The sequence below is a fragment of the Lysinibacillus sp. ACHW1.5 genome (assembly GCF_022014815.1).
GTDB lineage: Bacteria > Bacillota > Bacilli > Bacillales_A > Planococcaceae > Lysinibacillus > Lysinibacillus capsici.
In genome coordinates this window covers 509,520-528,416 of sequence record NZ_CP091777.1, presented here as the reverse complement: position 1 = coordinate 528,416, position 18,897 = coordinate 509,520, and the positions used below count along the sequence as shown (strand labels likewise).

Here is an 18,897-nt window from a genome sequence, read left to right as displayed (position 1 = left end):
AAAGTTTGGGACAGCTAATTTCCCACGGTTTATTCGTTTCTTTTGACCTTCTATCCAACACATTCGGAACTTTATCTCTCATCTTCAGCCTTCTATCCATTAAAAAAAGCCCCTAACACTTTTCATGTTAGGAGCCTAAAGTTTAATTACATTTTTTCAGGTGCAGATACGCCGATTAAGCGTAGTGCGTTCGCAATTGTTGTGCGGACAGCCGTAATTAATGCTAAACGAGCCTCTGTTAACTCTTTGTTTGAAGCATCTAATACTTTTTCTGCATTGTAGAAGCTGTGGAATGCAGCTGCTGTTTCTTGAATATAGTTTGCAATACGGTGCGGTGTGCGGTGTTTCGCTGCTTCCGCTACCACTTTCGGAAAATCACCAATCTTTTTCAGTAAATCAATTTCCTTTTCTGCTGTTAACAAATTGAGATGTTCTGTTGTAGCAGCAAAGCCTTGTTCATTTGCTGAACGTAAAATAGATGAAATACGTGCATGTGCATATTGTGCATAGTACACAGGGTTTTCATTAGATTGTGATACTGCAAGGTCAAGATCAAAGTCCATATGAGAATCGCCAGCTGTTTTTACAAAGAAGTAACGAACTGCGTCAAGGCCAACCTCTTCTACAAGCTCACGCATTGTTACTGCATTCCCTGTACGCTTAGACATCTTAAATTTTTCACCGTTTTTGTAAAGCTGAACCATTTGAATAACTTCCACTTCTAACGTATCTCGATCATAACCAAGTGCTTGAATCGCTGCTTTCATACGTGGAATATATCCGTGATGATCAGCTCCCCAAATATTGATTAATTTATCGAAGCCACGGACAATTTTGTCTTCGTGGTAAGCAATATCTGGTGTTAAATATGTGAATGACCCATCATTTTTAATTAGCACACGATCTTTATCATCACCAAATGTTGTAGAGCGGAACCAAGTAGCACCATCCTCTTCAAACACATGTCCATTAGCTTTTAATTTATCTAAAGCTACTTCGATTTTCCCGTTTTCATATAGTGACGTTTCAGAATACCAGACATCAAAATTTACACGGAAGTTTGCTAGGTCTGTTTTTAATTTATCTAATTCTAAAGCTAAACCGTGCTGACGGAAGAAGGCAAAACGCTCATCATCTGATTTTGCTAAAATTGCATCACCATGCTCTTTTGCTAATTTACCTGCAATATCAATAATATCTTGCCCATGATAGCCGTCTTCTGGCATTTCAGCTTCCATTCCTAATGCTTGTTTATAACGCGCTTCTAATGAATAAGCTAAGTTATTAATTTGATTGCCTGCATCATTAATATAATATTCACGAGAGACACTGTAACCAGCCATATCCAACACATTACATAAGGAATCACCAACAGAAGCGCCACGAGCATGTCCTAGGTGAAGATCTCCAGTAGGATTTGCTGAAACGAACTCTACTTGAATCTTTTCCCCAGCGCCAGCATTTGAGCGGCCATAGTCCTTACCTTGCTCAAGCACCTGTGTCACTACCTCTGTTAGGAAATCTTTACGCACTGTGATATTCATGAAGCCTGGGCCAGCAATATCAATCTTTTCAATATCTGTGCCTGTTGTATCAAGATTTTCTAAAATAGCTTCGGCGATAGCACGTGGTGGCTTTTTAGCTAACTTCGTTAATTGCATCGCAATGTTTGTTGCATAGTCACCATTTGCTTTATCCTTTGGTGTTTCTAGGTGAATCGATAATTCTGTGCCAGCCTCAACGAGACCAGCTTTTTCAACAGCCTGCACGATCGCTGTTTTAATAGCCTGTTGTACTTGTTCTACTGCGTTCATCATTGTACCTCCGTAAATGTAATATCTAATGTATAGTTGCCAACGGATTGCCCACCCATTAGTAAATCGTACTGTACATGGAAATCTCCGCTTGTTGCCAGTTTTGTAAACGTCATATTTTTCGTATCAATCACGAGGGGCATAGAACCGAACTCACTTTCATAATGCCCTTTTTGTTGTTCGATTATGTTCAGCGGTAATCGCATATTAACCGCTCCAGCACGCATAATTAGTGCCTTCTCATGACCTAACTTCATCGTTGTGCGGACGGTTTTATCCTCCTGCACCTCATCATATTTCAAATACAAGCTTCCTGCCTTTTCAAGTAGCTGCCCTTTGAGCCACATTTCATAACTTTCGGACTCCCCATCACTTGGACGAATAGTAGAAATGAGCTTTATGTTCACTTGCGATCTTACTTCGTTCGCCATAACGGATGCCCCTTTTTAGTCTTTTACTATAACCTTTTTATTATAGGATGAATACTTATGGTTTTTCAAGATAGAAGTGATGTAAAGCGCCTCAACAAGTTTATTCGAGAAAATAAAAACCCTCTCCTCCCAATAACGGAAAGAAAGGTTTTTATTTTATCTATACCATTTTTTTATAATCAATTGTTGAACTATTAACAATAAAGCACTGACAGTCCAATAGATCGGGATAATCGCTGGGTTGAACAGACTAAAAATGAGGATCATGATTGGATTAATAAATACCATTATCTTCATATTTAAAGGTTGACTTTTCTCTAGGGCTATACAACTTTGAATGAAATAAATCAAACAAGCAATCATCGAAATCCCAATATCAATCGTCCCTAAATTCATCCAAAGGAAATTTTCACTGGCAATCACTGAATCTAGCTTAATTGCGTAGTACAGTGAAAATAATATCGGTAATTGAATAATGATTGGTAAACAACCTAGTAAAGAGCTTTTCAATGAATCTGAAGTTAGCTCTTGGATTTGTTGCTGTACCATTCTTTTTTCAGATTCGCTTTGACTTTTCTTATATTTGTCTGTAAGCACATCTAATTCAGGCTTAATGGTCGTCATTAATTCTTTTGAGTGCTTTTGGTGCTTTGCTGAACGAATAAATAACGGCATAAGAATTAATCTGACTGCAATCGTAATGCCAATGACACTAAGTGCGTAGCTACCTGTAAAAGAATGGATGAAATGAATGAGGTTAATAATAGGTTGTGCTAAAAATGTTAACAATGGTTGTCCTCCTAGTTTTAAAGTTTAAATCAAACTAGGAGATACACTTTCTTCCTCATTGTCTTCGGACATTCTAATACACAGTACAAACCACGTTAGCATAGGTGGAGTCCAAGTATTCGTGATAGTATAGTCAACTTCAAACTCCTCGTCCTTCACATCTTGAACGGTTATTTTATTGACGAGATACAGATGCAAATGAACACTTAATACAGTTAAAACCAAAGATGCTAATAGCCAAAAGTATTCCATTGTACTGACAAAAATAAATAAATCATTCATGAGAAGTGACCAAATCATAATACTCCTCCTCCCTTTATTAAAATTGAAGAAACATACATTTTACCTAACTTATTTACGCTTCAAAGTAAAATAAGTTTCAATTTTATGCTAAGGTTCATTCTTCATTTCAAAAATATAAAATGGGGCTAGCTCATAGCTAAACCCCATTCAACCAATCTTATTTATTTTACCCAGCCTAAAATCATTTCACGTAATAATTTTGAAGCTGTGTTTGCTGTCATTTCTGAAGAATCGTAGATCGGTGCTACTTCAACTAGGTCGAAACCTACTACATTTACACCACTTGCTGCAATAGCATGGATGGAAGCGAGTAATTCTTTCGAAGTAATACCACCACAGTCTACTGTACCAGTGCCTGGTGCGTGTGCTGGATCTAAAACATCGATATCAATTGTTACATACACATTGCGTCCAGCTAGTGTTGGTAGGACCTCTTTTAACGGTTCAAGTACTTCAAATTTTGAAATGTGCATGCCGTTTTCCTTTGCCCATTCAAATTCCTCTTTCATACCGGAACGAATTCCAAATGAATAGACATTTTTAGGTCCTATATGTTCCGCAATTTTACGGATTGGGGTAGAGTGCGAAAGTGGCTCTCCCTCATATTCCACACGTAAATCCGTATGTGCATCAAAGTGAATAATAGCAAGGTCATCATATTTAGCTGATACAGCCTTCATTACTGGCCAAGACACTAGATGCTCGCCACCCATGCCGACAGGAATCTTGCCATCCGCTAATAATTTCTCTATAAATTTCTCAATTTCATCTAAAGAACGCTGTGCATTACCGAATGGTAGTGGAATATCTCCTGCATCAAAGTACTTTACTTCCTCAAGCTCACGATCTAGATAGGGACTGTACTCTTCAAGACCAATGGATACCTCACGGATGCGCTGTGGACCGAAACGTGATCCTGGACGGTAACTTACTGTCCAATCCATTGGCATGCCATAAATTACTGCCTGTGCATCGTCATATGTAGGATGACTTTTTATAAAAACATTTCCTGAATAAGCTTCATCAAATCTCATTGCTAGCCCTCCATATAATTAATCATCATTTTTCGTCTTCTTCTATTATGGCTTACAGGATTGTAATGAAACCTGTATCCTTTTATCCTCGTATACATTATTGGAACGTCTAGCAAATTTCGATTAAAATCTACAAGGTGCGATTTTTTGTCGAATGCCAGCATTTCAAGTAGTACAAAAAAAGTATAGATGTTTTTGAATAAAGTGCAATAGTTTTTAGTTAGAATTTCGATTAAAGATGAATGTTCGAACACATACTAAAGCTAAGTTCGAAGTTGTGAGAAAACGAGGTGAAGTCGGATGAAACGAAAAAGCTATCATCGAAAGCAACAACGTGTAAAGCGCACACGCAAAAGCCTTACGTTATTTGTGGCCTTTACATCTGCAATTGTCGTAGCGTTTGTCGCACTCCGCATCTATGTTCAAGTGGCTGGTGCACCGCCTTTAACCGTACCAAAGGCTTCTATTTTCTTAGATGAAAATGAGAACCAAATTGGGGATCACTTTACAAATCAACGACGATATTGGGTCGGTCTCGATGAGATGTCACCTTACTTAAAGGAAGCAGTTGTTGCTGTTGAAGATAAAGATTTCTATCAACATGGCGGTTTCGACTATTCACGTATTGCTGGTGCCATTTTAGTGGACATTAAGGCTGGCGGCAAGGTTCAAGGCGCTAGTACCATTACGCAACAATATGCTCGTAACCTTTATCTTTCCCATGAAAAGTCTTGGACACGTAAATTAAACGAAGCCCTATATGCTTATAGATTAGAAGTTTTTTATGACAAGGACGAAATACTAGAGGGCTATTTAAATACTGTGTATTACGGTCATGGCATGTATGGAGTAGAAGCTGCCAGTCGTTTTTATTTCGGAAAATCTGCCAGTGATTTAACGCTTGCTGAAGCAGCAATGCTAACAGGCGTACCAAAAGGACCAAGTATTTACTCACCAATTGCCAATTTAGATAAGGCTACCAATCGTCAACATGTTATTTTAAAACTTATGGCTGACCAAGGAGCCATTACACAAGAAGAAAAAACGCGCGCTGAAAATGAACAGCTCGTCTTAAAAAATGATAGCTGGGTTGCAACCAAATCTGTTGCCCCTTATTTCCTGGATGTGGCTTGGCAAGAAGCCAGTGAAATCTTAAAATCCAAAAACCTTGATATTAGTGAAGGTGGCTGGACGATTCAAACAACGCTTAATCTGGAGCATCAAAAAGCAGCTGAAGAAGCAGTAGCCAAAAATATGCCTGCCAATGATCTGCAATCTGCGTTTGTAAGTATGGAATCTAAAACAGGAGCTGTCACCGCGCTAGTCGGTGGTCGTGATTATTCAGTAAGCTCATTTAACCGAGTTACACAAGCTAAACGTCAACCAGGCTCTACAATTAAGCCGATCTTATATGCAGCGGCGCTAGAAAATGGTTACACGCCACTAACTTTTTTAGATGTTGGTGAAACAACTTTTACTTATGATAATGGACGTGGCACTTATGCACCTAAAAACGTCAACGGTCAATTTGCAGATCATGATATGACGATGGCACAAGCTATTGCTATCTCAGATAATATTTACGCAGTAAAAACCTTAGAGGACATTGGCTTCAAAGAGTTTCATGATATGGCAAACCGTTTTAATGTAGGAATTGGCGCGAAGGATAATTTATCCATTGCACTGGGAACGATTGAAACGACATTATACGAGATGACAAATGCATATAATATTTTGGCGTCGCAAGGACAGCAAACAACACCAACAACCATTGTATCCATTAAAAATGCACATGGAGATGTTATCTATGAAAACAAAGATGTAGCAAGCAAAGCTGAAACAGCCATTTCTAAAGAAAATGCATACATCTTAACAGAAATGATGACAGGTATTTTTGATCCGGTTTTCAGTGACTATTCACCCGCTACAGGAATCAGTATTCGTTCACGTATGACACACACATATGCTGCTAAATCAGGTTCTACGAATAGTGATCAATGGTTAATTGGTTTTACACCAAAACTAACTGCTGGTGTATGGAATGGCTATGATCAGGGTAAAAACCTTACCACGAAGGAAGATACTGCTGCCACAAAGCAAATCTGGATTGACTTTATGGAAACTGTCAACAAAGGTACAAAAAATGAGGATTTCAAAAAACCTAAAGGTGTAGAGGGCGTTGTCATTGATATTGAAACAGGTAAATTAGCGACTGACGCTTGTCCTAAACAGCGTCTAGTCTATGTAGAGTCGAAGGATGTACCAACTGAAAAATGTACAAACTTCGATATTCTCGACAGTAATACATGGGGAGAATTTTGGAATATGCTACCGTTCTCTATATTTAAGGACTAAAAAACAAAGTAATGTCGGAAACCTTTTTAAACCTAATACGTTTTAAGCAATGAAGGCTCTCGACAAAGTAACTGATATACGAAAAATAAGAAAAGCTTTCTCTTCCCCGGAGACGTGTCCGTGGGAACAGAAAGCTTTTCTTTTTTATGGTCCGCGAAGTATGAGCATCATGGGGCATTTGGCTTGGGTTTGGGTTGTTCAAATGCCGCATAGCGCTCATCACATTCGCGATACCAAGTGTCCTAGCTTACTAAAATGTAAGCTCTGCCTCAAGTGTACTTTGTTTCAAACACACTTTCAACCTAATATCGAAAGCGATTGCAAAATGTCACAGATTGTTCAATCATTACGAGTCTATTCGACAAATAAGTCTTGACGCAATTGCTCCTCACTACGTTCCCACAATTCTGGATTAAGTTGCTTAAGGAAAGAAGCTAACACTTTTTTAGAGGGTGCATCCATATGCTCTACAATAATATGACGTTTCATAGATTTATCCATTTTGTTTACATGGTCAGCTAAAATTTTATAACCACGACGCTTTTCGCGATTAACGACCATTTCACAAGCCGTTACACCTGCATAATATGGCCCATCCTCTTTATGATCGATAGTCACCCATACTAGCCAATACGGTTTTCCACCCTCTGAATCAGCACGGTCCATTGTAAATTTAATACCACGCTCTACGTCACTTCTTGCATGCATGGCACCAATTTCAACAGAAGCTGTCCCCTCTTCTACATCCACTATTACAGGCGATACATTCTCTAATGAAAGTGAACCGATACCAAATCCTTTATGTCCATCTGTTGGATCATTTTTTATAATGGTAAAACCCATTTTTTGTTTTGGTTTTTCTTCATTTGTCATACTTAAATATCCTCCATTCTGCTATTATAAAGGAAAGCATATCCACGCATATTTTGTCGAAACAATCACTATTTTCACCATTGCGTATATGCCTCAACGCAAGTAAGAAGTTTATACTTTCTTATAAACTAACTATACAACATTATTCTATAAAGGAGGCAATATTATGCCATACGTAACAGTGAAAATGCTTGAAGGTCGTACAGAGGAACAAAAACGTGCTCTTGTAAAAGAAGTAACAGAAGCAGTATCTCGCACCGTTAATGCACCTGCAGAAAATGTAACAGTTTTTATTGAAGAAATGTCTAAAAACCATTACGGCGTTGCAGGCGTTCGTTTTAGCGACAAATAATAGTAAGATGGGTAGAGCACAAGAGAGCGCTCTACCCTATTTTATAAGATTTCATGGGAGTAATATTGTCAGACACAACTTATTTTTCATCTTTACCTAACATCATTAGTATTTGCTGTTTGATCGTTGGATGTGAAGAATCGTCCTCTAAGAAATCTAATGGGAAATAGATTTTATGATCTCGTTTCATACGCCCTGAGATAGCATCCACAATAATGGATTCACGTGAAAGCTCCCGTAGCTCACCATTTTTCATTTCTAAAAAAATTGGTACACGCACTTCTTCCTCTCCTGGTCTGTAAAAATCATATGGCAGATCTGCTGTTGTATCATGTATAAGATAATAATCGGGGTCTAATCCTGCCTTTTTGAAAAGCTCTTGGAGTTTTTGATATTTATTGAGCTCTACTCCCGGGTCTAAATCAATGTATTGAAATAGCTTACGATTCACAAAGCGACGGCTTAGATCACTTAGAATGGCATCCTCCTCTTGCATCCATAACTGAAAATATGTAAAAAGTATACTCTCGTCTAACGCAAGATAATCCTCTAATGTAATAACATTTCGGAAAAATGCTAGGAAATGAGTAGGCTCATGCTTAAATGTATAGCCCGCTAAGCTTAATTGTTTTACTCTTTTTAATATATTATTTAAAATTACCTCTGCACTTCGTGAAACAGGATGGAAATAAATTTGTAAGTACATTTGATAGCGACTCATTATATAGTCTTCCACCGCATGCATGCCTGTTGCTTTGATGACTACTTGGTTTTTTCTTGGACGCATTACTCTTAAAATCCGTTCCATATCAAAATGACCGTAGCTTACACCTGTAAAATAAGCATCACGTTGTAAGTAATCCATACGATCTGCATCAATTTGGCTCGAAATTAAACTAATTACTTGCTTATTTGGATATGTCTTTTCAATTACTTGGGATACCTTTTCAGGAAAATCAGCTGCCACTTTTTTTAAGATCGCATTTACTTCCGTATCTCCCAGCAAAATTTGCCTTGTAAAATATTCATGATCAAGCTCAAATACATTTTCAAAGGCATGGGAAAATGGGCCATGACCTAAATCATGTAAAAGGGCTGCACATAACACTAATAATCTTTCACTTTCATCCCAATCTGGACGCCCTACAAAGATATCATCTACTATGCGACGTACAATTTCGTAAACCCCCAAAGAATGACTAAAGCGGCTATGTTCTGCTCCATGAAATACTAAAAATGTGGTACCTAGTTGACGAATTCTACGTAAACGCTGAAATTCTCTTGTACCCACTAAATCCCATATCACTTGATCTCGAACATGCACATAACGGTGTACTGGATCTTTAAATACCTTTTCTTCTTCTAATTTAGCGTTTGCATATGTCATTTTGATAGCACCCCCATTTTGTTATAGTTCTATTATATGCGATAAATCTTGGACTAGCATACTTATTGCCATTTTTCTATAGATATTAACAACCTATTTCAATTACCTTAATCATTATTTTTATATTTATATTGGTCTAATTTCTCAACATATAAAAAAGCAAAACAAAAACTATCCCCCAAGTAGAGATAGCTTTTAGTTTTACTTTTTTAATTTTGCTAAAACCTTTTCCATTAGTTCATCTTCTGTTAATGCAGCAACAGGTCGGCTATTTACAAAGGTAAAAGTCTTTTTGCGTCCTGGACCACAGTAAGAATGACAGCCAATTTCGATGGTTGCATCAGGATCGATTTCCTTTAATTTTGGAATTAACGTCTTTAAGTTAACGGCCTGACATTCATCGCAAACTTTAAATTCGTTTGCCATTTTGTCAACAACCCTTTCTATATAGTATTTTTCAAACATAATCTCGCTCTATTGCACACATGACCTTCACATATTTAAGTATGCAGCATGTGCACAAACCTACATCGGGTATTGTATCGTACTTTTCCCCTTCTATTCAAGCATAATTCCTTCTACATAGATGAATAAAAGGTTAAAAGATTGGTCATGCTAGTCTTAAATAACAAGTTCCAGATAAAGGTGGGAGGATTTTAATATGAGTAAAGTAAGACAAGATGCTTGGTTAAAAGAAAACGATGAATTACTAGCAGAGGCTGTAATCCGTCATGTAACAGAAGGAAGCACACAGCTTAATGCCTTTGAGGAAGCGGGCGATGCATTAAATCGTACTGCGGCAGCATGCGGTTTTCGTTGGAATGCCGTTGTTCGTAAAGAATACGAGGAACAATTAGCAGAAGCTAAAAAGGAAAGAAAAGAGAGAATGCGAGTGTTAGGAGCGCCAGCAAGACGCCGTGCTTCTAGTATGTTTACCGTAAATAATAGTGCTGCAGAAGGAAAATCAATTCCGCTATCTGCCCTTTCTCTTGATATTGTCATAGCTTATTTACTACGTTTACAGCATTCTGGTGAAGTAGGAAATGAATCTTCAAAATGGCGACAACTTGTACATGTAACATCTGAGAAAAATAAAAAACTAGAGAAAACCATTACAAAACTAGAAGAGGAAAATCGAGCGATTCGCAAAGATTACGAGCAATTTGTTCAAATTATGAATCGTGCTAGACGTCTTGTTACGCTTGATGAAGAGGAAGAGCGAATTGCACCTGTTTTTAAAATGGAGAAGAACGGAAATCTTGTCACTAGCAGTTCTATTTATCAACCAGAAAATGGCGATGCGCTAAATTAGCCGCATCGCTTTTTCTGTTTCATATAATCAACCAACTTACTTACGTTCAAGCATTTTGGTGTTGCGCTCAAAAACGCGCTGTAAATAAAAACCATACAACGTTAATTCTTCGTCATAAAAGGACTGTGGACGTACTTCCTCGGCCCACTGATTAAGTAGTTGCTGTAGACGAATAACAACTGCTTCTACTGTTAAATGAGGGTCTATAAGCTCTGATAGCGAAGCCATGACTTCAGGCACGATTTGAGGGTAAGCGAATTTTGTTTCCTCTTGTTGCAAGCTTGCTTCATAAAAGTCACGGATAAGTGCCGCGCGTTGCGAGCCACTCCCCTCAATACATAAATAAATTTGCACTGCTACCCCTTGACGTAAGCGTCTTTGTGAAATACCTGCAAATTTTTTCCCATCAATACTTAAATCATACGAACCTGGGCAATAAGAGCCCACTATTTCATAAGCCTCAATTTTTTCAGCTATTTCTGGGAACAACCCCTTCACAAGGTCCACCATTACATCATAGCCATCATTTATACTGAGCGACTCTTTTTGTTCAGACAATACAATGGAAATATTAAGAATCCCTTCATCTAGCACAACCGCTAGTCCACCAGAATTACGAACAATAGGATGATAGCCTCTAGATTCTAGTAATTCCATACCTTGCTGAACATAAGGTAAACGATGGTCTTGAATACCTAGCACAACAGATGCCTCATGAACCCATGTACGAATTGTTGGCGGGGACATCAATTGGCCGACTAATTGGCACAATGTATCGTCCGTCGCAAAAGATTCAAGCGGTGATCTTTGCTTCGCACTAATGGATTGATCATAATAACGCCAAATTGGCTGTTGTAAAATATGTTTCATATTGGTACTCCTCTTATTACATCTCTTCTCTTTAGAATACATGATCTTAAGATGGTGTCAAATTCGTGAATTACTATCATGAACTTAGGGATTTTGTACAAACTATGATAAACTATTTTTGAATGGTATTCACTTATAAAGGAGTGTTTTCAATAATGAATGAAGCAGCAATTACGTTAGATGGTTGGTACGCTTTACATGATTTCCGCTCAATTGATTGGGCATCTTGGAAACTTGTTTCTGCTGAGGAACGTCAAGCAGCAGTAGAGGAATTTATTGCTTATTTAGAAAAACTGAACGAAGCAGACGTAGCTAAAACAGGTGCTCATGCTTTCTATGCAATTGTTGGTCAAAAAGCTGACTTTATGATTATGACATTGCGTGAAACAATGGATGAGTTACAAGAGCTTGAAGCAGAATTCAATAAATTAGCTATTGCAGATTTTACAATTCCTACATATTCTTATGTATCTGTTGTAGAGCTTTCAAACTATTTAGCTGGCGAGTCAAATGAAGATCCTTACCAAAATCCGCATGTACGTGCGCGTCTATATCCTGAACTTCCGCGCGCTAAATATGTATGCTTCTATCCAATGGATAAACGCCGTCAAGGAAACGACAACTGGTACATGCTATCAATGGATGAGCGTAAATCATTAATGCGTTCACATGGAATGATTGGTCGCGGCTATGCTGGTAAAGTAAAACAAATTATCACTGGCTCTGTAGGCTTCGATGATCACGAATGGGGCGTAACTTTATTTGCTGATGACGTACTGCAATTCAAAAAATTAGTATATGAAATGCGCTTTGACGAAGTGTCAGCACGCTATGGCGAGTTCGGGGAATTTTTCGTCGGAAACCTTCTGGATAAAGATAAATTGGTTAAATTCTTAACTGTTTAAAATCTAATTAAAAATGCGAGTCCATATTGACGGACTCGCATTTTTAAATTTCGTTTTCTTCTGCATTCTCGGATTCGAATATTAAAATAATAATATGAATAAAAATCCCAGTTAGAATCATAAGAAAAACTAAATACCAATTATATGGTTGATGATAATATTCTGCTATTCCAACTGCCAGAAAAGCGCTGATGATGATTGCTACAAACATACTAAAAATACGCATGGAAACGCTCCTTCATAAAAGCAAAAATAAAGTCATTTTTAGTATGTCACGCTATATTTTTAATATACTTACTAGGTAAGAATAATTATGTCTTATTGAATAGCAGCTAAAACAAGCATTGTAAAGTCATTTTTGCTAATGCTTTGCTTTCCATACTAGCAAATTTATACTCACAATATAAAAAAGTGCCATCTTTTAGCGATGACACTTTCTTCCCCCCTAACACGTTTCTTCTACATACTTCATTAAGAGCTCTCGTTCTTTACTTTTAAAATTAAGATGACCGTTTGAATAAAAAAACCAATCACTATTATAACAATAAAGAGATACCAATGGAGCGGCTGTCCATAAAACTCCCCTAATAAAAATGCCAGCACTGCACTTAATAAGATCCCAAACCAAACGCCAATTTCCATAAGCCATCACCTCACATGTATTAGATACACATGCAATTCATTGATCTCACGTTCCCCTAAATCTATTTTTTTCTATTTACCCTTTTTGCTATAAAAACTATCGGGACTTGCAGGATTTGAAGTATTTTCTACGTACTTGTCGTTATTACTACTATATGCATAGTAACTTTAATATGTGATTGTCTTTCTTAACAAAATTGAACATGACTACTATACCTTCATGCATATACTGTCTGCGAGGAGGTATGAAAATCGCTGTTATTAAGACGAATGATGCACAGACAGCCCTACTCGCAAGACTAATGCGTGCCGAAGCAGAAGGCGAAGGAGAGTTAGGCATGCTGATGGTTGGGAATGTTGGCGTTAATCGTGTAAGAGGTGATTGTTTAGATTTTGGTGATATTCGAACAATTGAACAAATGGTTTATCAGCGTCCGGGAGGCTTTGAGGCAACACAAAAGGGTTATTTTTATCAACGAGCACGTGATCAAGATATTCGACTAGCTAAAAGGGTGATTCAGGGTGAAAGATTTCATCCAGCTACCCGCTCTTTGTGGTTTTTCATGCCAGCAGGTGATTGTCCTGCACAATGGTATGGCCAATGGAATACTGGCAGGTTCAAATCCCATTGTTTTTTCTCGCCAACTGAACAAGATTGTCCTCAAATTTAAAAAGAAAGTAGGTTGATAATTGATGATGCCTTATTATTGGACACCAACAACGCAACAACAAATGACTCCTCCCCCAGTCACACTTCCGAGCGGACGACCACCCGGCCGTGAGGAGTCCTATATAGAAAATATTTTACGTTTGAACCGTGGAAAACCAGCTACCTTCCATTTTTCTTTTGAGCACGCAGTAGAGCAGGGAAAAAACACAAAAACTGTTCGGGGTGTGGTAGAAGCAGCTGGTCGAGATCATGTCATTATTCGTGAGCTTAAGTCTAATCATCGTTTTCTTTTCCCTATGATTTATTTCGATTTTGCAGAGTATGATGAGGAAATGGCTTACTTTAATCAAAATCCATAATTCTATCTCTAAGTAAAAATCCGCAATACACTCACTGACCAAAAGTCGATGGGCGTATGCGGATTTTTATCCTTCGCTATGTTCAATTTTCATTTAAATACGTTAAGGTTGCTTTACCTAAGGTTTTTGCTGCAATTAGCATAGCACGTTCATCAAAATCAAAGCGTGCATGATGATGCGGATAGGCCGTTTCCCATTCTGGCTTTTTAGCTCCTGTGAAGAAAAATGTGCCTGGTACTTTTTCTAAATAATACGCAAAATCTTCCCCAATCATAAATGGCGGACATGTTATTACTTGATCTACCCCTGGTACAGTCGACGCCAATTGTGCCAAAAACTCAGTTTCTCTCTGATGGTTATAAACAGGTGGATAACCCCTTGTGTAGCGATATTCGTAACTTGCCCCAAATGCCAGACAAGTCGCATTTAATACTGCTTCTAGCTCTTGCTCCATTTGTATGCGTACTTCTTCTTCAAATGTACGAATTGTCCCCGCTAAAACTACCCGATCAGCTATAACGTTAAACGGATTAATTGCCTCAAAATGACCGATTGTTAAAACAGCTGATTTCAATGGGTCAATTCGTCTTGAAACAAGCTGTTGAGCATTGACGACAAATTGGGAGGCTAGGGTAACTGCATCAATAGAATGATGAGGCTCTGCGCCATGACCACCCTTTCCTTGAACCGTTATTTCTACTTTATCCGCGGCAGCCATGATGGCTCCATCTTTCACTAATATTTCTCCTAATGGTGTAGGTGCCCATAAATGTGTACCAAAAATAACATCTACTCCTTCTAAACAACCATCCTCAATCATTGGCTTAGCTCCACCTGGCGCCACTTCCTCTGCATGCTGATGAATAAATACGATAGTGCCTTCAATTTGGTCCCTCATCGCATTCAATGCCTTAGCTAGCCCAAGCAATGTAGCTGTATGTCCATCATGTCCACATGCATGCATTTTTCCAGCTATTTTAGATTTGTAAGGTACATCATTTTCTTCATGTATCGCTAATGCATCAAAGTCAGCTCGTAATGCCACCGTTTTGCCAGGCTTTCTGCCACGTAATATCGCTACGACGCCACGTCCTCCCACTCCTTCTCGAACCACATGACCCAATTCTCTATGAAAAGTAGCTATATAGGATGGCGTTTCGACTTCTTCAAAGGATAATTCAGGGTATTCATGTAAATGGCGACGAATCCCTACCATCTCATTATAGTTAGCATCCAGTAATGTAAATAGTTTTTCCATACTACGTAACCTCACTTTTGGTATTTTCGAAATATTGCAAGTAATATTAGTAGTGTACTATAAATTCTTACAAAATGGATAGGATTTAAATCCCTATCTTTGAAAGATGACTCATAACAAAGAAAAACCCCCCTACAAATAATGTAAGAGAGTCAGCTTAAAATTAGCGAGCATGCTTGAGAGCAGTTAAAATAATAAGTAGCCATCCCGCTAAAAATAGTACGCCACCAATTGGTGTAATAGCTCCTAATACTTTAATACCACTTATCGCCAGAACATATAAGCTCCCAGAAAAGAAAACAATACCAAGGTTAAAGAAAATACCTGCTAGATTTAATTGTTTCACTTCACCTAATAGTTTAGAGCTCATTAACAGACCAATGATTAGTAATCCTGTAGCGTGAAACATTTGATATTGAACAGCCGTTTCCCAAATACCTCGACTATATTCATCTAAAATTTCCTTTAAAGCATGTGCACCAAATGCACCGAATGCTACTGCTAATAGGCCATGAAGAGCACCTGTCACGATAAATCTTTTCATTTTCGTTACCCTACCTTTAAAATGGATTAAAAATCAAAAATGGAATCACCATTTGCTCCATCTTCTTCAATCTTTGTTGTATATAAAGTGGATGGTTTTGACTCTGACACAAGCATTTGCGGTACATGCTTATGAGGAGTGATAGATGGTGCATCACTTGAAGAATCTAACACCACATCACATAATGCTCGAATGGCTGTAAGTGCCTCACGAATTTGCTGATCATTCCCCGCATTTGTTGCGTTAGATAATTGTTTTTCAAGTTGCTGTATAACGGCCTGATAAGAAATCATTACATTCTCCCGCTTTCTACTTTTGGTACGAATTTTAAACAATCTACACCCGAGGATTGCTTCACAACAACGGATGGTATTTGCTTTGTTTTAAAGCCATAAGCTGCACATGCGCGTGGGTTTTGAGGGTCCCAGGTTACTTTAAAAAATTGACACTTAAAACAATTCACCTTCATCAATGTCCCTCACTTTCTTCTATATTAAATGTAACATGATTGCTAAAGCGTATAAAGCAAACGATTTGTGCCAATCTATTCTAAACACCAATCAATCGGCTGCTTGCCCCACTCCACTAATTGTTGGTTAATCTTTGAATAAGGTTTACTACCAAAGAATCCTCGATAAGCACTTAATGGACTTGGGTGTGGCGCTTCGAGTATGACATGTGGTGTTTTATATTTTCGGATTAATTGCTTTTTGCGTTGCGCTGGTTTGCCCCACAATACAAAAATTAGTGGTTCTTCCCTTGCAGCTAATAGATCGATAACAGCATCGGTAAATTGCTCCCACCCTTGTTCTTTATGGGAATTCGCTTGTCCTGCTCGAACTGTAAGAACCGTATTTAATAGCATAACACCCTGTTCAGCCCACTTTGTTAGCGTTCCATTTTGAGGAATTGGACAGCCTAAATCATCCTGTAGCTCTTGAAACATATTCCGTAAGCTAGGAGGATGTGGAATACCTGGTTTAACAGAAAAGCTTAGCCCATGCGCTTGATTAGGCCCATGATAAGGGTCTTGTCCCAAAATAACAACCTTCACATCATGATATGCTGTTGTATAAAATGCGTTCATCACATCATTCATTGGTGGATAAATAGTTTGTGTCGAATATTCATTTGCGACAAATTGACGTAGTTTTTGATAATATGGTTTTTCTAATTCTTCTTTGAGTACTTCTTGCCAATCATTCGGGAATACTTGTTTCATCGTTCTTTAAGCCCCTTTCTCTTCTTACAACGGTACAAAAAATGAAAGATGAATTCAAGCATCAGTTGAAACTGACCATATAAAAATATAGTATTCTGGCTATTTTTATAGAATCAGAATCGGACTATACTAGATGTTAATTTTATAACTCTTAACGATAAAGGAGATCCTTTACATGACTCTAAAAAAAACATTAACAATTGCAGGTTCAGATACATCAGGCGGTGCAGGAATGCAAGCTGACCTTAAAACATTCCAAGAGCACGGTACATATGGGATGGTGGCATTAACAGTTGTCGTAACAATGGACCCTAATGGCTGGACACATAACGTCACACCTTTGCCAACCGATTTACTACAAAAACAAATTGACACAGCTCTTTCCACAGGAATTGATGCCATTAAGACAGGGATGCTCTCCACAGAAGAAATTATTCGTATTGCTGGAAAGGCTATTGCAAATTCAGGGACTTCAAATATTGTCATCGATCCTGTTATGGTATGTAAAGGTGACGATGAAGTACTGAATCCAGGTAACACAGATGCCATGATTCAGCATCTTTTACCACTAGCAGCAGTAACAACACCAAACCTTTTTGAAGCTGGACAATTAGCTGGCACAGGTACACCCAAAAACATTGACGACATGAAGATTGCCGCTCGTAAAATCCATGAACTAGGGGCTAAAGCTGTTGTCATTAAAGGTGGAAAAGCTCTAGCTACTGAAAAAGCAATAGACTTATTCTTTGATGGTGAAACATTCTACTTATTAGAATCTGAAAAAGTTCCATCTACAAATAACCACGGTGCAGGCTGTACTTTTGCTGCCTCTGTCACAGCGAACCTTGCGAATGGTCTTACTATTAAAGATTCTGTTATTGAAGCAAAAGAGTTTGTATCCGCAGCTATTGCACATGGCTGGGCGCTAAATGAATATGTAGGTCCTGTCATGCATGGTGCGAAATCTCGCTTTGGTGCTCCACACGTAACAGTAACAGAAATATAAGGATGAAAGGGATGTCTCAAAGTCATTTGAGACATCCCTTTTTTTACATATAATTCTCCATCATTTCTAGCCGATAATCCCATGGATCATTCATAGATATAAATTGCGCTAACGCTTTACTTTCCTTTTTACGTTCTGCACGGGCCTTCGCTCGTTCTGAAGCTGTTTCATGCAATTTTGTCTCTTCTACTGTTTCAGGAATTACTCGTGGGACCAGTGCTGGTTTGTTATTTTCATCCAATGCCACGAAAGTTAATAATGCAGTCGCTGCCACCTTTCTCTCCCCAGTTTTCAAGTTTTCAGAAATGACTTTGACAAAAACCTCCATAGAAGATCTTCCCGTCCAAGCTACATAGGATTCGAAATAAACCGAATCTGTTGGGCGAATGGGATGTAGGAAATCGACTGAATCAGTTGAGGCTGTAACACAATCTCTTCTGCTATGCTTTGCAGCTGAAATGGAAGCAACTTGATCAATATCGCTCATCAACCGTCCGCCAAATAATGTATTATGATTATTCACATCGTTTGGAAATACACGACTTGTACGCATCACTCTTGATTCCTTACAATATTTAAAGTCCTTATTCACTCCAGTTCCCCCTCTAAACATCTTGTTTATTCCTACTATAATGCTATATTTAAATGGAAAAATCAATGTAATTATTAGAAAATTACAAATACTAAACAATTATTTAATGATGAGTATTTATCCGATAAAGATTAAAATTGGACAAGATACGTTAATGCCTCATACCCCATATATTAGCT

The 18,897-nt window shown here is 38.1% G+C and carries 23 protein-coding genes; 7 read left to right on the top strand and 16 right to left on the bottom strand.

Annotated features, from left to right (window positions below):
- Positions 1 to 146 precede the first annotated feature (146 nt).
- The 5 genes from argS to speB form a co-directional block, all read right to left on the bottom strand.
- Positions 147 to 1,814, bottom strand: coding sequence for an arginine--tRNA ligase (gene argS, locus L6W14_RS02480; RefSeq protein ID WP_131520771.1), 1,668 nt, complete (start codon positions 1,812 to 1,814; stop codon positions 147 to 149).
- Positions 1,814 to 2,245 carry a YwiB family protein gene (locus L6W14_RS02475; protein ID WP_131520770.1) on the bottom strand — a complete coding sequence of 144 codons (432 nt, stop codon included), beginning with the start codon at positions 2,243 to 2,245 and terminating at the stop codon, positions 1,814 to 1,816. The genes argS and L6W14_RS02475 overlap by 1 nt, the downstream gene beginning before the upstream one ends.
- 156 nt (positions 2,246 to 2,401) lie before the next feature.
- Positions 2,402 to 3,034, bottom strand: coding sequence for a membrane protein insertase YidC (gene yidC, locus L6W14_RS02470; protein ID WP_131520769.1), 633 nt, complete (start codon positions 3,032 to 3,034; stop codon positions 2,402 to 2,404).
- 24 nt (positions 3,035 to 3,058) lie between these two features.
- A complete protein-coding gene (locus L6W14_RS02465; RefSeq protein WP_004231520.1) occupies positions 3,059 to 3,334 on the bottom strand; it encodes a hypothetical protein in 276 nt (91 codons plus the stop codon).
- 164 nt (positions 3,335 to 3,498) lie between these two features.
- On the bottom strand, positions 3,499 to 4,371 hold the full coding sequence (speB, locus tag L6W14_RS02460; protein ID WP_004231519.1) for an agmatinase: 873 nt from the start codon (positions 4,369 to 4,371) through the stop codon (positions 3,499 to 3,501).
- Between the two features lie 300 nt (positions 4,372 to 4,671).
- On the opposite strand from speB, the gene L6W14_RS02455 reads away from it, so the two are divergent.
- The gene (locus L6W14_RS02455; protein ID WP_048393764.1) at positions 4,672 to 6,726 is read left to right on the top strand and encodes a transglycosylase domain-containing protein; all 2,055 of its coding nucleotides are present in this window, start codon (positions 4,672 to 4,674) and stop codon (positions 6,724 to 6,726) included.
- A 354-nt stretch (positions 6,727 to 7,080) separates the two neighbouring features.
- Here the strand turns inward: L6W14_RS02455 and L6W14_RS02450 are convergent, their stop codons facing one another.
- Positions 7,081 to 7,599, bottom strand: a complete 519-nt coding sequence (locus tag L6W14_RS02450) for a YwhD family protein (protein ID WP_131520768.1) — start codon at positions 7,597 to 7,599, stop codon at positions 7,081 to 7,083.
- Positions 7,600 to 7,765: 166 nt separating this feature from the next.
- On the opposite strand from L6W14_RS02450, the gene L6W14_RS02445 reads away from it, so the two are divergent.
- Complete coding sequence (locus L6W14_RS02445) at positions 7,766 to 7,951, top strand: 2-hydroxymuconate tautomerase (RefSeq protein WP_004231516.1); 186 nt, start codon at positions 7,766 to 7,768, stop codon at positions 7,949 to 7,951.
- Between the two features lie 79 nt (positions 7,952 to 8,030).
- Here the strand turns inward: L6W14_RS02445 and L6W14_RS02440 are convergent, their stop codons facing one another.
- Both L6W14_RS02440 and L6W14_RS02435 read right to left on the bottom strand, forming a co-directional pair.
- Positions 8,031 to 9,338 carry an HD domain-containing protein gene (locus L6W14_RS02440; protein WP_131520767.1) on the bottom strand — a complete coding sequence of 436 codons (1,308 nt, stop codon included), beginning with the start codon at positions 9,336 to 9,338 and terminating at the stop codon, positions 8,031 to 8,033.
- A 201-nt stretch (positions 9,339 to 9,539) separates the two neighbouring features.
- Positions 9,540 to 9,764 carry a YuzB family protein gene (locus L6W14_RS02435; protein WP_004227652.1) on the bottom strand — a complete coding sequence of 75 codons (225 nt, stop codon included), beginning with the start codon at positions 9,762 to 9,764 and terminating at the stop codon, positions 9,540 to 9,542.
- 235 nt (positions 9,765 to 9,999) lie between these two features.
- Between L6W14_RS02435 and L6W14_RS02430 the strand changes: the two genes are divergently transcribed.
- Positions 10,000 to 10,650: an RsfA family transcriptional regulator gene (locus L6W14_RS02430; protein ID WP_004227650.1), complete on the top strand. Its 651-nt coding sequence runs from the start codon at positions 10,000 to 10,002 to the stop codon at positions 10,648 to 10,650.
- Between the two features lie 36 nt (positions 10,651 to 10,686).
- Here L6W14_RS02430 and L6W14_RS02425 read toward each other — a convergent pair whose 3' ends face one another.
- Positions 10,687 to 11,520 carry an octanoyl-[GcvH]:protein N-octanoyltransferase gene (locus L6W14_RS02425; RefSeq protein ID WP_237899234.1) on the bottom strand — a complete coding sequence of 278 codons (834 nt, stop codon included), beginning with the start codon at positions 11,518 to 11,520 and terminating at the stop codon, positions 10,687 to 10,689.
- A 155-nt stretch (positions 11,521 to 11,675) separates the two neighbouring features.
- Between L6W14_RS02425 and hemQ the strand changes: the two genes are divergently transcribed.
- Positions 11,676 to 12,425, top strand: a complete 750-nt coding sequence (hemQ, locus tag L6W14_RS02420; RefSeq protein WP_004227638.1) for a hydrogen peroxide-dependent heme synthase — start codon at positions 11,676 to 11,678, stop codon at positions 12,423 to 12,425.
- Positions 12,426 to 12,896: 471 nt separating this feature from the next.
- Here the strand turns inward: hemQ and L6W14_RS02415 are convergent, their stop codons facing one another.
- Positions 12,897 to 13,067, bottom strand: coding sequence for a hypothetical protein (locus L6W14_RS02415; protein ID WP_004227634.1), 171 nt, complete (start codon positions 13,065 to 13,067; stop codon positions 12,897 to 12,899).
- 245 nt (positions 13,068 to 13,312) lie between these two features.
- Here L6W14_RS02415 and L6W14_RS02410 point away from each other — a divergent pair, with 245 nt between their 5' ends.
- Together L6W14_RS02410 and gerQ are read left to right on the top strand one after the other, a co-directional pair.
- The gene (locus L6W14_RS02410; RefSeq protein WP_004227631.1) at positions 13,313 to 13,738 is read left to right on the top strand and encodes a cell wall hydrolase; all 426 of its coding nucleotides are present in this window, start codon (positions 13,313 to 13,315) and stop codon (positions 13,736 to 13,738) included.
- 22 nt (positions 13,739 to 13,760) lie between these two features.
- Positions 13,761 to 14,096, top strand: a complete 336-nt coding sequence (gerQ, locus tag L6W14_RS02405; RefSeq protein WP_004227629.1) for a spore coat protein GerQ — start codon at positions 13,761 to 13,763, stop codon at positions 14,094 to 14,096.
- Between the two features lie 82 nt (positions 14,097 to 14,178).
- Here the strand turns inward: gerQ and L6W14_RS02400 are convergent, their stop codons facing one another.
- From L6W14_RS02400 to L6W14_RS02380, 5 genes are all read right to left on the bottom strand, one after another.
- A complete protein-coding gene (locus L6W14_RS02400) occupies positions 14,179 to 15,354 on the bottom strand; it encodes an amidohydrolase (protein ID WP_131520765.1) in 1,176 nt (391 codons plus the stop codon).
- Between the two features lie 163 nt (positions 15,355 to 15,517).
- Positions 15,518 to 15,898: a DUF423 domain-containing protein gene (locus tag L6W14_RS02395; RefSeq protein WP_048393440.1), complete on the bottom strand. Its 381-nt coding sequence runs from the start codon at positions 15,896 to 15,898 to the stop codon at positions 15,518 to 15,520.
- Between the two features lie 26 nt (positions 15,899 to 15,924).
- Positions 15,925 to 16,191, bottom strand: coding sequence for a YwdI family protein (locus L6W14_RS02390; RefSeq protein ID WP_131520764.1), 267 nt, complete (start codon positions 16,189 to 16,191; stop codon positions 15,925 to 15,927).
- Entirely contained in the window at positions 16,191 to 16,367 is a 177-nt protein-coding gene (locus tag L6W14_RS02385; protein WP_048393435.1) for a hypothetical protein, read from the bottom strand. The genes L6W14_RS02390 and L6W14_RS02385 overlap by 1 nt, the downstream gene beginning before the upstream one ends.
- Positions 16,368 to 16,442: 75 nt before the next feature.
- Positions 16,443 to 17,120 (bottom strand): uracil-DNA glycosylase, encoded by a 678-nt coding sequence (locus L6W14_RS02380; protein WP_131520763.1) that lies wholly within the window; start codon positions 17,118 to 17,120, stop codon positions 16,443 to 16,445.
- Positions 17,121 to 17,295: 175 nt separating this feature from the next.
- Here L6W14_RS02380 and thiD point away from each other — a divergent pair, with 175 nt between their 5' ends.
- The gene (gene thiD / locus L6W14_RS02375; protein ID WP_131520762.1) at positions 17,296 to 18,126 is read left to right on the top strand and encodes a bifunctional hydroxymethylpyrimidine kinase/phosphomethylpyrimidine kinase; all 831 of its coding nucleotides are present in this window, start codon (positions 17,296 to 17,298) and stop codon (positions 18,124 to 18,126) included.
- Between the two features lie 43 nt (positions 18,127 to 18,169).
- Here the strand turns inward: thiD and L6W14_RS02370 are convergent, their stop codons facing one another.
- Positions 18,170 to 18,718: an acyl-CoA thioesterase gene (locus L6W14_RS02370; protein WP_131520761.1), complete on the bottom strand. Its 549-nt coding sequence runs from the start codon at positions 18,716 to 18,718 to the stop codon at positions 18,170 to 18,172.
- Between the last annotated feature and the right edge of the window lie 179 nt (positions 18,719 to 18,897).

Coding starts and splice junctions, on each gene's coding strand:
- argS (WP_131520771.1), bottom strand. CDS start 1,814: ATGAACGCAGTAGAACAAGTACAACAGGCTATTAAAACAGCGATCGTG.
- L6W14_RS02475 (WP_131520770.1), bottom strand. CDS start 2,245: ATGGCGAACGAAGTAAGATCGCAAGTGAACATAAAGCTCATTTCTACT.
- L6W14_RS02465 (WP_004231520.1), bottom strand. CDS start 3,334: ATGATTTGGTCACTTCTCATGAATGATTTATTTATTTTTGTCAGTACA.
- speB (WP_004231519.1), bottom strand. CDS start 4,371: ATGAGATTTGATGAAGCTTATTCAGGAAATGTTTTTATAAAAAGTCAT.
- L6W14_RS02455 (WP_048393764.1), top strand. CDS start 4,672: ATGAAACGAAAAAGCTATCATCGAAAGCAACAACGTGTAAAGCGCACA.
- L6W14_RS02450 (WP_131520768.1), bottom strand. CDS start 7,599: ATGACAAATGAAGAAAAACCAAAACAAAAAATGGGTTTTACCATTATA.
- L6W14_RS02445 (WP_004231516.1), top strand. CDS start 7,766: ATGCCATACGTAACAGTGAAAATGCTTGAAGGTCGTACAGAGGAACAA.
- L6W14_RS02440 (WP_131520767.1), bottom strand. CDS start 9,338: ATGACATATGCAAACGCTAAATTAGAAGAAGAAAAGGTATTTAAAGAT.
- L6W14_RS02435 (WP_004227652.1), bottom strand. CDS start 9,764: ATGGCAAACGAATTTAAAGTTTGCGATGAATGTCAGGCCGTTAACTTA.
- L6W14_RS02430 (WP_004227650.1), top strand. CDS start 10,000: ATGAGTAAAGTAAGACAAGATGCTTGGTTAAAAGAAAACGATGAATTA.
- L6W14_RS02425 (WP_237899234.1), bottom strand. CDS start 11,520: ATGAAACATATTTTACAACAGCCAATTTGGCGTTATTATGATCAATCC.
- hemQ (WP_004227638.1), top strand. CDS start 11,676: ATGAATGAAGCAGCAATTACGTTAGATGGTTGGTACGCTTTACATGAT.
- L6W14_RS02415 (WP_004227634.1), bottom strand. CDS start 13,067: ATGGAAATTGGCGTTTGGTTTGGGATCTTATTAAGTGCAGTGCTGGCA.
- L6W14_RS02410 (WP_004227631.1), top strand. CDS start 13,313: ATGAAAATCGCTGTTATTAAGACGAATGATGCACAGACAGCCCTACTC.
- gerQ (WP_004227629.1), top strand. CDS start 13,761: ATGATGCCTTATTATTGGACACCAACAACGCAACAACAAATGACTCCT.
- L6W14_RS02400 (WP_131520765.1), bottom strand. CDS start 15,354: ATGGAAAAACTATTTACATTACTGGATGCTAACTATAATGAGATGGTA.
- L6W14_RS02395 (WP_048393440.1), bottom strand. CDS start 15,898: ATGAAAAGATTTATCGTGACAGGTGCTCTTCATGGCCTATTAGCAGTA.
- L6W14_RS02390 (WP_131520764.1), bottom strand. CDS start 16,191: ATGATTTCTTATCAGGCCGTTATACAGCAACTTGAAAAACAATTATCT.
- L6W14_RS02385 (WP_048393435.1), bottom strand. CDS start 16,367: ATGAAGGTGAATTGTTTTAAGTGTCAATTTTTTAAAGTAACCTGGGAC.
- L6W14_RS02380 (WP_131520763.1), bottom strand. CDS start 17,120: ATGAAACAAGTATTCCCGAATGATTGGCAAGAAGTACTCAAAGAAGAA.
- thiD (WP_131520762.1), top strand. CDS start 17,296: ATGACTCTAAAAAAAACATTAACAATTGCAGGTTCAGATACATCAGGC.